This window comes from Gimesia alba, assembly GCF_007744675.1.
GTDB lineage: Bacteria > Planctomycetota > Planctomycetia > Planctomycetales > Planctomycetaceae > Gimesia > Gimesia alba.
On the sequence record NZ_CP036269.1, the window covers coordinates 351,434 to 364,079 of the forward strand.

A 12,646-nucleotide genomic window follows, 5' to 3' on the forward strand; every position below is an offset into this window, starting at 1 on the left:
GTGGGCCCGGATATAATCCGGGCCGAGCGCAGCGAGCAGGAAACCAACAGTGGAATCGTACCACTGAGGGAAACTGAGGTCGTTGTTATTTTTTGAACCAGATAAAATAATTCGACCTACACAATCAGAAAACTATGGTTGCGTCGGTGCCTCATAAATCCGCACATTGCGAAACTGACTTTCCGCACGGGCAATCACATCTTCGTCGGCAATAAAATGCAGGTAACGGTATTTCCCGGTCAGGTAACGTCCCACACGAATTCGAAATCGTTTCCAGCCAGTTCCCGAATATGTATTGAACTGCTGTCCGATGTGAGACCAGGCTTCATAGCCGTAAATTTGGAACACATGGTTCCCTTTATCGTACTTTTTGTCGGTGTCAAAACCAAAGCCGTGAATCTGGCCTTGATGCGAAGAGCGGAAATCAAATTCGATCACTGTATTGGGGGTAATCTCTGCGTTCACATCCAGCGTCTTCCAGGCGTTCCCCCACAGACGAATTCCTTTGCCCTGTTCAATGAGTTGATAATCCGTCGGTAACTCATATTGCCCGTCCTGAAAACTGTAAGGCTCAATTTTGTGTGCCGCAAAGTCGATCGCCGGGATATCTCCGGGAGGATCTGCGACAGAAAACAGATCACGGGTGGGGAAGGCACTCTGGTCTGCCAGTTGACGGACGACTTCCTGCCCGCTGTTATCAAAGACAATCGACTGCCCGGCTTCTACAATAATCGAATCCGCGGTTTCCGGTGTCTGGTCTTGCGTGATTTCTGCATCGGGTTGGGGCTGTGATTGAGAAACAGCAACACTCCCTTCAAATACATGCAGTTCCGTCTGTTCATCGGGGGTGACTGAGAGACCAAAGTTAGCCGACTGAGACAGAATCGTCAGATTGGCGGTCGTCAACGTGAAATCGTGAACACGGGACGTTCCCACAACAGCGAGACGACCCGCTCTTAAATACGCACGATCATCCGAGTTCACTCCCAACTCGGCAGGCCCCACCAACGCGATCGTGGTTCCGCTCAAAAAGTCGATCAGCGCGCGTCCGGACTTTAATTTTAACCAACCCGGAACCAGAGGTTTGCTGACATCCTGCGTCCATTCGGTCTGTTCCCAGACTGGGCGATGTTCCTCAATGATCATGGCGGCGGGAACGCCGTCACTCGAATCCAGTCGCGCAATGGCCTGGCTGGGATGGCTTTCCATAAGCAGGAGCACGGTCAGAAACAGACAGACGGCAACCGTTGCCGCCAGTGCATACCGCATGAACGCCAGTTGCTTTCGCGCCGAGACTACTCCAGGGTCAACGCCCGGTTGTGACACGGCTGTTTCAGGTGTCAGGCAGAGCAGGTCCGGCAAGGGTGCGGTTTGCCCCTGTTCCCATTGCAGCAGGGATTCGGTATTGATCATTTCCAGATAGAGATCCCGTGCCGCTTCATCTGATTCCAGGCGTTTCAGAAAAGCCTGACTTTCTTCTTCGGTTAGTAAACCATCAAGAAAGGCAGAGATAATTTCCTGGGGATCATTCTGGTCCTCGGAAGGTTGATGATTCTGATTCATGACAAATTTTCTCCCTGCTCACGGGCAAGTGATTTTTGAACGCACTCTTGTAAAAGTTGCCGTATGCGATACAACGTTTGCGAAACAGCGCCTACGGAACGACCTTGTTCCGCCGCAATCGCCTGTACCGATCCGCCCACAGCATAGCGCTGCTGAATCAGGCGGCGGCTTTGTTCTGGAAGTTTGGCAAGACAACGGGAAAGTACCCGCTGCAGGTCGTGCGAACCCGCCAGCTTCTCCTCATTTTGTTTCGCCAGCATCGAAACCAGTTCTACATTAAAGACCATCGAATCTCGTTTATGATCACGATAGAAAGCTAACACTTGAAAGTAAGCCACCTTACATGCCCAGGCGACAAAATTCGTGCCCGCTTCGAACTCTTCAGAACGACGCCAGAGCACCAGATTTGTTTCTTGCAGCACATCCTGTACCGCTTCTGAGTCTGGCAGTAATGAGCGGATGTAAGCATAGAGCACGCTCTGGTGAGCGGTTAAAAGTTGAACAAAGCTTTCTGTCTCTTCAGGTTTCAAGTCGACGGTGATCCTCAATATCCGTACTACCGGAGACGGGTAGTGTTAAAATTCTCTGCCTTTATATACCAGAAAACACGGGATCTCACAAAAAGAGGGGGTTTCTCCCAAAAAAATTATAAATTGAACAAACCCGATCTAATTTTGCGTGAGATCAACCTGGTGACCGGTATATTAGACTAGATCACGGTTTACGACACTGTGGTCTGCTGATGAATAGTGTGTTTGTCGAGTTAAGAATGACCTGTCTCTGACAAAACTCGCCTGCTATGACGTCTCTCCTTGAGAACTTGATTGTCTGGAACCGACCGTTATGAACCAATTGGCATTCGTTAAGCGCTTCCTTTGCCTGCTGGGTCTTTTGTTCGCTCTGCCTCTGGCTGCGAGCCCGTCCTATGCGCAAAAAGAAAAAAGTAGCCAAGCCGCCCCGACCAGTTATCGCGAGCTGATTCTTTCAGACCAGCCGACACTCTACTGGAATTTTGAGACACGGGCTCCTGAAGGTTACAGCAGCATTGTCGCGGAGAAAGCAAAAAACGAACCTGTCAAAGCGCTCGTGAGCGGCAAGCTGGCCAGTCCGGCAGCTGGCCCCCGGCCTTCCGAGTTTCCTCTGTTCGACGCCCAAAATCAGGCCGCCGGATTCAAGGCAGGAGCCGGGTTTCTGCGAGTAGTCGATCCGGGGGAAAAAAGCCCATTGGATTTCACCGCCGGCGATGCCATCACAATCGAAGCCTGGGTGAATCTGAATTCGACAAAAGCGGGGCGATTTTCCTACATTCTCGGAAAAGGCCGTACGCATCGCAAAGGAGAGGTCCGAGACAATCAGAACTACGGTCTACGGGTGACCGGTTCAGAAATCAGTTTTCTGTTCTGCACCGAGCCTGAGAAAAAAGACGAGAAGCCGACCTACCACCGCTGGACTTCAAAGGGGGCCGGCATCAGTGCCCGCAACTGGCACCATCTGGCGCTGACTTACACATTTGCGAAAAAGAACAGCCTCAAAGCCTACATTGATGGCAAGTCGGTTTCCGGGAAATGGGATGTGGGCGGCGATACAACGCGGACGCCTGTTGTTGATAACGATGAAGTCTGGATCGGCTCTTCCATGGGCGGATCAGCCAATAGTTCGCTGGATGGTTTGCTGGACGAAGTCGCCGTCTATCGAAAAGCACTCTCGGCAAAACAGATCGCGGCTCATTTTAAATTTGTCGCTCCCAAACCAAAGATCGACTGGACGGCGATTCCCAGTGACAGGGTACAAGTGGAAGTCTATGAAGGGATTCCCGATAAGAAATCCTGGAGCTTCCGCCCGCCCCGTTACGCGGAAACGTTCATGCAACCCCACTTCGCTTTGATTGAAATCCCCAACCGCTACTCGGCACGGGGCGTGAAAATTGATCGGCCCGATCCATTCCTGGTCCGGGCAATGTCACGGATGACGCTCCCTAAAGGCAAAAAACGGATTCTGGTTCGTGCTCGGAATGCGTCGCGGCTGTATATTGACGATAAGCTGGTTGCGGAAACCAATTTCCACAATATTACCAACAGTGGACACGATAATGTCTACGATGTCGATCTGAGTCTGGCCCCGAATATTCGTCCGCTGCATCGGGGCGATACCGAAGCCGTCTTTGAATATACAGGCGACGGCAAGCCGCATCGTGTACAGTTTGAAATGATTGTGGGCGGCTCTAAGCATCGGCCTGATTTCGGAGAAACCGCGGTCTTTATCGGCGATCTCGGCAAAGATTTTCAACTACTGACGCCCTCCGATCAGGTGGTGATGCTGACCGATCAGGACTGGTTGTCTTTCGCGCGTCAGTACCGCTACGATCAAATCGCTGTCAATGCGAAACGTCGGCGAGAAGCCTCAGCGAAAGAGGATCAGTACTGGGACTGGCGGCATAAACTGGCGAAAGAGGAAATTCTGAAACAGCCTCAGATCAAGGTGCCGACAGCATCCGGGGGGCTACGGGCCAATAACGCCATCGACCAATTCATCAATCGCCGTTTAGTCAAAGAAAAGGCGAAACAGTCTACACATTTGAATGATCTGGCGTTTCTGCGCCGGCTCTCACTCGATGCCACGGGCACCGTTCCGACGCCTGCGTTCGTCAAGGAATATTTGGCCCAGAGTCCGAAATCACGTCGATCTTTTGCGATCGATCGTTTGATCAATGATCCCACCTGGGCCGATAACTGGGTTGGTTACTGGCAGGATGTGCTGGCAGAGAACCCCAATATCTTGAATCCGACTTTGAATAATACCGGTCCCTTTCGCTGGTGGATTCACGAGTCGTTTTACGACAACAAACCCTTCGATCGTTTCCTCACCGAACTGGTGATGATGGAAGGCAGCAAATACTTCGGCGGGCCGGCCGGCTTCGAAATGGCATCGCAGAATGATGCGCCGATGGCGGCGAAAGCCCACATTGTCGGTCAGGCCTTCCTCGGTCTGAACATGAAGTGTGCCCGCTGTCATGACGCGCCATTCCATGATTTCAAACAACGCGACCTCTTCAGCCTGGCGGCGATGCTCAAGCGGTCGTCGCAAGGCGTTCCTAAAACCAGTTCCATTCCCGGCTTCGATCCGAAATCAAACTCAATGCTGGTCTCGGTCACACTGCTGCCGGGAGAAAAAGTCACGCCCCAATGGACGTTTGAAGAACTGGTCAAGCCCGGCAAATTTCCGGAAAATTATATCCGTTCTTCCAAGGATACGCGCGAAGAACTGGCGGCGATTATAACGGCTCCTCAGAATGAACGTTTTGCGAATGTCATTGTGAACCGGGTCTGGAAGCGGTACCTGGGGCATGGTCTGGTCGAACCGGTCGATGACTGGGATGGTCAAGAACCTTCACATCCCGAGCTGCTCAAATATCTCTCGCAGCAGTTCGTACTACACGGCTATGACTTAAAGTATCTGGCACGTCTGATTTTTGAGTCAGACCTGTATCAGCGGCAGGCGACCATTGACATTGCAAAAATTGAATCACTGGTTGATTCTACCTACAATTTTGCATCTCCGGTTTTACGCCGCATGGAAGCTGAGCAGATTGTGGATTCCCTGTTTGTGATCTGCGGAAAGCCACTGGATGCCGGCCGGATGTGTATCGACATTGATGGCGCTCGCAGTTATCGCAATTCGCTCGACTTGGGAACGCCGCGACGTGCGTGGCAGTTTACATCTCCATCCAATGAGCGGGATCGCCCCAGTCTGGCGCTGCCGTTTGGGCAGCCCTTTATTACGTTGATGAAAACCTTTGGCTGGCGGGATACACGTCAGAATCCGATTACGACGCGCGAGTACACAGCGACTGCATTACAGCCAGCCATTCTCGCCAATGGCCTGTTAGGGCAGCGTTTCACCCGGCTTTCCGATGACAGCGCTTTCACAGAACTCGCGTTACAGAATCAGCCGCTCGAAGCGTTGATTCAAGAAACCGTGATGAAAACACTGACACGTGATCCGACGGCCGAGGAACGCAAAATGTTTTCAGAGCTGTTGAATCCTGGTTACGCGGAGCGGGTGAATCCGCAGGCCGAAATCGTCAGCCGTGAGCGGTTGCCGCGAAACCTGGTGGGCTGGTCAAACCATGTGAGCCCCCGGGCCAACGAAGTCAAAGTCGAACTTGAAGTCGCTGTCAAAAAAGGGGACCCACCGACCAGACGCCTGAAAGAGGAATGGCGGACTCGCTATGAAGACATGCTCTGGACCTTGTTGAACTCACCAGAATTTATTTTCGTCCCTTAGTCAAAATCTGATCCGAATAAATCGTAAATTGGGACATTAGGAATCTAGTCGAGGCTATTTTGCCATACATAAATGTGTCCAGATAAAGCAGAATCTCACAAAAAGAGGGGTTCCCTCACAATAATTTTACAAATTCCCCAATCAGGTGATAATTTGGAGTGAGATCAGCGGGGGCTTCGGTATATTCTTATAGATCACGATTTATATAAATGTGGCATCCTTGTGTACAGTATTGTTTGTGGGTCGGAAATGTCCGGTTCTCACAAAACTCGCCTGCTGTGATATCTCTTCCGAGAACCTGAATTTATCTGGAATTGCCTGCTATGAACTATTTGGCATTCGTTAAGAGTTCCTGCTCCCTCCTGATTGTTTCGCTCGCCCTGCCTCTATTCTCGAGCCTGTCAGTCGCCGCCGAAAAACCAAAACCAGCGAAAAAAGCACCCGCGACTTACAGCGAGCTGATCCTTTCCGAAAAACCAGTCGCTTATTGGAGCTTCGAACAACGATCCAAAGAGGGTTACGTGGGCGTTCAAGCCGCTCCGAAGAAAGCGGGGCCCGTGATGGCACTGGAAAGTGGCAAGCTCGCTGAAGCAGCCGCTGGTCCGCGTCCTTCTGAGTTCCCGCTCTTCAGTTCAAAAAATCAGGCGGCTCACTTCAAACCGGGTGCAGGCTATCTCCGCGTTGTCGATCCAGGCGAGAAAAGTTTCCTCGATTTCACCGCCGGGGATGAGATCACGCTCGAAGCCTGGGTGAACCTCAACTCAACTCAGTCCGGACGACATTATTATATTATCGGCAAAGGCCGCACGGGCCGCAAAGGATTTGCCCGCGATAATCAGAACTACGGCTTGCGAGTGACCGGTTCTGAAATCAGCTTTCTGTTTCGAGGCAATCCGGACAAGAAAGACGTCAAACCAAATTTCCACCGCTGGACCTCCAAAGGGGCTGGCATCAGTGCCCGCAATTGGCATCACGTCGCTGTGACTTACACGTTTGGAAAAAAGAAAAGTCTCAAAGCGTATGTCGATGGTCAAGCAATCTCCGGGAAATGGGATATGGGCGGCGATACAACGATCGCTCCCGTCGTCGATAATGATGAGGTCTGGATCGGTTCTTCCATGGGAGGCTCGGCGAACAGCTCCTTCGATGGTCTGATGGATGAACTCGCCCTGTATCGTAAGGTGCTCTCGGCAAAACAGATTGCCGCTCATTTTAAATACGTTGCCCCCAAGCCCCGCATCGATTGGACCGCCGTTCCCTCTGATCGGGTTCAGGTTGATATCTACGAAGGCATTCCCAATCGGAAGTCCTGGAGCTTCCGTCCCCCTCGTTATGCGGAAACATTCACACAACCACATTTCGCTTTGATTGAAATTCCCAATCGCTATTCTGAGCGAGGCGTGAAAGTGGATCGCCCTGATCCGTTTCTGGTTCGTGCCATGTCAAACATGAACATTCCCAAAGGGAAAAAACGGATTTTGATTCGCGCCCGCAATGCATCGCGGCTGTATATAGACGACACACTGATCGCCGAAACGGGCTTCCATAAAATTTCCGGCAGTGCTCACGGTAAAGTCTTTGAAGTCGATCGCAGCCTGGCGCCGAATATTCGCCCTCTGCATCGAGGCGATACCGAAAAAGTCGTTGAATACGCCGGCGATGGCAAACCGCATCGCGTCCGCTTTGAAATGATTGTCGGCGGTTCCAGCCATCGGCCTGATTTCGGCGAAACTGCGGTCTTCATCGGTGACCCTGAAAAAGATTTCCAGTTACTGACGACAACCGATGAGGTCGTCATGCTCACAGACAAAGACTGGCTCCCCTTCGAACGCCAGTACCGCTACGACATGATCGCTGTCAACGCAGAGCATCGCAGAAAAGCGGCTGCCAAAGAAGACAAGTACTGGGACTGGCGTCACAAGCTTGCCAAAGCAGAAACGCTCAAGCAGCCGCAGGTGAAAGCGCCCTCTGCTTCGAAAGGTCTGCGTGCCAATAATGCCATCGATCATTTCATCAATCGACGTCTGGCAAAAGAGAAAGCCGCGCAATCACCTTTACTGGATGATCTCGCCTTCTTGCGACGTCTCTCAATTGATACCACAGGCACCGTACCTTCGCCTGAACTGGTTCAGGAGTATCTGGCTCAAAAACCGGAAGCCCGCCGTGCTTTTGCGATTGAGCGTTTGATCAATGATCCCGCCTGGGCTGACAACTGGGTGGGCTACTGGCAGGACGTGCTGGCTGAGAATCCCAATATTGTGAATCCAACCTTGAACAATACCGGACCATTCCGCTGGTGGATTCACGAATCGTTTTACGATAATAAACCTTTCGATCGTTTCCTGACCGAACTGGTTATGATGGAAGGCAGTAAATACTTTGGTGGTCCTGCCGGATTTGAAATGGCATCGCAGAACGACGCACCGATGGCAGCCAAAGCACACATCGTAGGCCAGACGTTCCTGGGCTTGAATATGAAATGTGCCCGCTGCCACGATGCACCGTTTCACGATTTCAAACAACGTGATTTGTTCAGCCTGGCGGCGATGCTCAAACGATCTTCGCAAGGAGTTCCCAAAACCAGTTCGATTCCCGGGTTTGATCCGAAATCCAATTCGATGCTGGTCTCGGTCACCTTATTACCAGGCGAAAACGTCTCACCCAAATGGACCTTTGAAAAACTGGTTAAGCCCGGCAAGTTTCCGGAGAACTATTTGCGGTCATCCAAGGACACTCGCGAACAACTGGCGGCGATTATTACTTCTCCGCAGAATGAGCGATTTGCGAATGTCATTGTCAACCGGATCTGGAAACGCTATCTCGGTCAGGGACTGGTCGAACCCGTTGATGACTGGGATGGTCAGGAACCATCACATCCGGAATTGCTCAAATACCTCTCACAACAGTTTGTGATTCATGGGTATGATTTAAAGTACATATCGCGACTGATTTTTGAATCTGATCTGTATCAGCGACAGGCGGCAACCGACATTGCAAAAATTGAATCACTCATTGATTCCACCTACAATTTTGCCTCCCCGGTTCTACGCCGCATGGAAGCAGAGCAGATTGTGGATTCACTGTTTGCGATTTGCGGAAAACCACTGGACGCCGGCCGGATGTGTATCGACATCGATGGCTCGCGGGATTATCACAGTTCACTTGATCTGGGAACGCCGCGTCGTGCCTGGCAGTTTACTTCGCCTTCCAATGAACGCGATCGTCCCAGTCTGGCACTGCCGTTTGGACAGCCATTTATTACCTTGCTGAAAACATTCGGCTGGCGGGATACACGACAGAATCCGGTAACCGTTCGCGAGTACACATCGACGGCGCTGCAGCCGGCGATTCTCGCCAATGGCGTGATCGGCAAACGTTTCACACGACTTTCTGACGATAGTGATTTCACAAACCTGGCATTAAAGGATCAGTCTGTTGATGAATTAGTCAAGCAGACGGTAATGAAAACACTCACCCGCGAACCGACCGACAGTGAGATGAAAATGTTCGTCGAACTCTTGAAACCGGGTTATGCCGAGCGTGTGAATACGAATGCTCAGATTGTGAGTCGCGAACCACTGCCACGGAATCTGGTGGGTTGGTCAAACCATTTGAGCCCTCGTGCCAACGAGATCAAAGTCGAACTGCAGGAAGCCGTCAAACAAGGTGATCCACCAACACAGCGTCTACAAGACGATTGGCGGAATCGCTATGAAGATATGCTCTGGACTCTATTGAATTCGCCGGAATTTGTCTTTGTTCCATAATGCTTAAAATGATTGTCATGAAAATAAACTGATTTAGTACACCTTTTCAAAATAAATAAGAGCGCATCATGAACGAATTTCATTCAACACGTCGCGATTTTTTACGACAGGCTTCTGTGACCGGCCTGGCAGCTTCCGCCTTGGGAACTCCCTGGCAGCAACTGCTGGCGGCTGAAAAGCATGGAACAAAACACGGGGCTAAAAAACAGCCGATCCCCGTCGGTAAAGCAGAACATTGTATCATGATCTGGCTGGGTGGCGGTTCCTGCCATATCGATACCTGGGATCCGAAACGAAAAGGAGATGCGAAAGCAAAGAAGGCTGGTTCTTATTACGATCCGATTCCAACTGCGATCAAAGGTACCGATGTTTGTGAGCATCTTTCCAAATGCGCACCGATTCTGGATCGATTCAACATTGTCCGTAGCGTGCATCACGAAGTGATCGACGAACACGCGGCCGCGACAAACCGCATGCACACCGGTCGGCCTACGACTGGCACGATTACGTATCCTTCTGTTGGTTCGGTTGTTGCTCATAAACGAGGCGCGGCCAGCGAGCACGCTCCCGCCTATGTGCTCATCGGTTATCCTAACGTGACCCGTGGCCCCGGATTTCTGGGCAGCAAAGCCGGCTATGTCTATCTGACCGATACAAACGCAGGTCCCAGTGGTTTCACACGATCATCCCGCGTGAATCAAAGTCGGCAAGACCGCCGCGAACGTCTGCTGGCAAAAATGCGGGCCGAGTACCGTCAGAAAAGTGTGGGCGGACAGACGATTCAGGATTACGATCAATCGGTGGCCGAAGCGCTGCGTCTGTCAGGTCCCGAATTCATGAAAGTCTTCCAGCTGGGCAATGAAAAAAGTGACCTGCGAAACGCCTATGGCGGTGAGTTCGGCCAACGTTGTCTGCTCTCACGACGGTTGATCCAGTCCGGCGTGCGATTCATCGAAGTCTCACACAACCTGAACTTCGTGAATGGAACCGGCTGGGATACCCATAACGACGGCCAGCTGAATCAGCATCTGTTGATTAAAGAGCTGGACAGTGCCTTGTCTGCACTGGTGCTCGACCTGGAGCAACAAAAACTGCTCGACAAAACATTGATTGTCGTGGCTTCCGAGTTCGGTCGCCCCGCCTCATTCGATTCCGGCGGAGGCCGCGGTCATCAATCCAAAGCCTTCAGCGTCGTGCTGGCAGGCGGCGGTTTGCAGAACGGAAAAACCATCGGCGAAACCGATGAACTGGGAGCCAAGATCGTTTCCCGGCCCGTTTCCGTACCCGATCTGCATGCAACCATTTACGCTGCACTGGGAATCGATCCGACCGAAGAACTCTTCTCCGGCGATCGCCCCGTGCCAATCACCGATATGGGAGATCCTGTTCGCGAACTGTTCGGTTAATTCAGTTACAAAATATTCAAAGGCGGGTTGCTGTCAACTGGATGGTAACTCGCCTTTTTTTGTGCCTGCGATACAGAATTGAGTTACGATAAGCTCACTATTATTTTTCTACGGTAATTTCAGCACCTGGCAATGCTTGCTTGAGCCGATTTACATTGGCATCGGTGACCTTGGTGCGAACTAATCGAATCTCCTTTAATGTTGTCATGTTTGCCAGGCGATTTATTCCTGCATCCGAAAGTGGGACATCAACGATCCAGAGAACTTTCAGCTTCTTCAAGTATTGAAGTGCGTTCAAAATTGCCTGCTCGGAATTTAATGGCCCTCCCAGAAGCAATTCCTGGAGCTCCGGAAATGCTTGAAGTTGATCTAAACTTTGATCTTCGATTTCTGTGAGATGAATCTGAATCCTGATCAGATTTTTCAAACTGGTCAATGTTGCTAATGAGCGACCGGTGATATCGGTCTCTGCGAGAGAGACACCCGTTAATTGAGGATATTGAACGACATATTTGATAGATTCATCATCAATACCGCGGTTATTATTGACATACAAGGCTTTAAGATTGAGCTGATCGCTCAATTGAGCGATTCCCTGACCAGTGACGTTTGTCCCTGCAACATAAAGATGTTGCAGGTTTTTTAATTGATTGATGACTTTAAAACTATTGTCCGCGATCTTGGTACTATTGAGCAATAAAGATCGTACAGAAGTCAGTGGAAGAATATTGGCAAGTGTCTCATCGTTGACGTCACACTTGTTGAGGTCGATTATAATCACTTCAAAGGGGCTTGGCGGTAAATCAGTATCACGTTCGATCGATTCGCTCCCATTACCTGACTTTATTCTGATTTTTCCACCGACAGAGAAAATCCATGCTGCGGCCTCTGCTTCTGTTTTTGCAAGGGGAACCGGTGTAGGCTTTGAAGGCTCTGTTTTCTCTGCTGCCGGTTTCGTCGGTATGGTTTGTTTTTTCACGCTGATCGGTTGAGCGCGAAGTTTTTTCTTTTCTTCTTCGGTGCGTGGCTTCTGATATTCGAAGTAGGCCATGATGAGGTAACCAGCCAGAATAACCGACATGATTCCCACGAAACGGTACAATAATCCGCTACCTTCGCCGGCGGGCCTGTTGGAATCAGGATCAAGATTATGCCCGCTCTGCTTCCGTTTCTGTTTCTTGAGAACCAGCCTGACTTGTCGGTCGTATTCCTCTCGCAGTTCCGGGCTCAATAGAGTCAGTTCGGCTTCTTCAACTTCAAAGATCAGCTGTGAGGCTGCTTTTCGGTGAGGGCCGTGCAGGTTCTCTTCCAGGATGGAACGCTGTCGTTGTGCAGCAGTTTCAATGACTTCAGGGTCGCGTTCTTTGACGGAAATCCCCAGTAATTGATAGTAGTGGGGCGGCTGTTCCTCTGGAGGGATTCCCAGCCATTTATGATACGCATCAAAAGACATATGATTGACCTGAGATGTAAGTGTAATTTAGAAAAGAACTTCCGCGATTAGTTTTCGGTAGGAATGTAATGGCGAGCACTCTATCTGTTCAAATGTAATGGTCCGATTCTAGGTCTGTTCTCAACTAGAGTCAACAAATCGGCAGAGATTTGTGCCTGGCGAATGACGTATCG

The 12,646-nt window shown here is 50.8% G+C and carries 6 protein-coding genes; 3 read left to right on the top strand and 3 right to left on the bottom strand.

Annotated elements, in window-relative coordinates:
- Positions 1 to 132 precede the first annotated feature (132 nt).
- On the bottom strand, positions 133 to 1,563 hold the full coding sequence (locus tag Pan241w_RS01380) for a hypothetical protein (protein WP_145209839.1): 1,431 nt from the start codon (positions 1,561 to 1,563) through the stop codon (positions 133 to 135).
- A complete protein-coding gene (locus tag Pan241w_RS01385) occupies positions 1,560 to 2,093 on the bottom strand; it encodes a sigma-70 family RNA polymerase sigma factor (protein WP_198000256.1) in 534 nt (177 codons plus the stop codon). Before Pan241w_RS01385 ends, Pan241w_RS01380 begins: the two co-directional genes overlap by 4 nt.
- A gap of 313 nt (positions 2,094 to 2,406) precedes the next feature.
- Here Pan241w_RS01385 and Pan241w_RS01390 point away from each other — a divergent pair, with 313 nt between their 5' ends.
- The 3 genes from Pan241w_RS01390 (at position 2,407) to Pan241w_RS01400 (ending at position 11,020) form a co-directional block, all read left to right on the top strand.
- Positions 2,407 to 5,847, top strand: coding sequence for a DUF1553 domain-containing protein (locus Pan241w_RS01390; RefSeq protein WP_145209844.1), 3,441 nt, complete (start codon positions 2,407 to 2,409; stop codon positions 5,845 to 5,847).
- A gap of 323 nt (positions 5,848 to 6,170) precedes the next feature.
- Positions 6,171 to 9,614: a DUF1553 domain-containing protein gene (locus tag Pan241w_RS01395; RefSeq protein ID WP_145209848.1), complete on the top strand. Its 3,444-nt coding sequence runs from the start codon at positions 6,171 to 6,173 to the stop codon at positions 9,612 to 9,614.
- A gap of 68 nt (positions 9,615 to 9,682) precedes the next feature.
- Positions 9,683 to 11,020 (top strand): DUF1501 domain-containing protein, encoded by a 1,338-nt coding sequence (locus Pan241w_RS01400; protein WP_145209851.1) that lies wholly within the window; start codon positions 9,683 to 9,685, stop codon positions 11,018 to 11,020.
- A gap of 100 nt (positions 11,021 to 11,120) precedes the next feature.
- On the opposite strand, the gene Pan241w_RS01405 is transcribed toward Pan241w_RS01400, so the two are convergent.
- The gene (locus tag Pan241w_RS01405) at positions 11,121 to 12,473 is read right to left on the bottom strand and encodes a hypothetical protein (protein WP_145209854.1); all 1,353 of its coding nucleotides are present in this window, start codon (positions 12,471 to 12,473) and stop codon (positions 11,121 to 11,123) included.
- Between the last annotated feature and the right edge of the window lie 173 nt (positions 12,474 to 12,646).

Excerpts from the sequence above, each read along its gene's own strand:
- Pan241w_RS01390 (WP_145209844.1), top strand. The coding sequence starts at position 2,407 with ATGAACCAATTGGCATTCGTTAAGCGCTTCCTTTGCCTGCTGGGTCTT.
- Pan241w_RS01380 (WP_145209839.1), bottom strand. The coding sequence starts at position 1,563 with ATGAATCAGAATCATCAACCTTCCGAGGACCAGAATGATCCCCAGGAA.
- Pan241w_RS01405 (WP_145209854.1), bottom strand. The coding sequence starts at position 12,473 with ATGTCTTTTGATGCGTATCATAAATGGCTGGGAATCCCTCCAGAGGAA.
- Pan241w_RS01400 (WP_145209851.1), top strand. The coding sequence starts at position 9,683 with ATGAACGAATTTCATTCAACACGTCGCGATTTTTTACGACAGGCTTCT.
- Pan241w_RS01395 (WP_145209848.1), top strand. The coding sequence starts at position 6,171 with ATGAACTATTTGGCATTCGTTAAGAGTTCCTGCTCCCTCCTGATTGTT.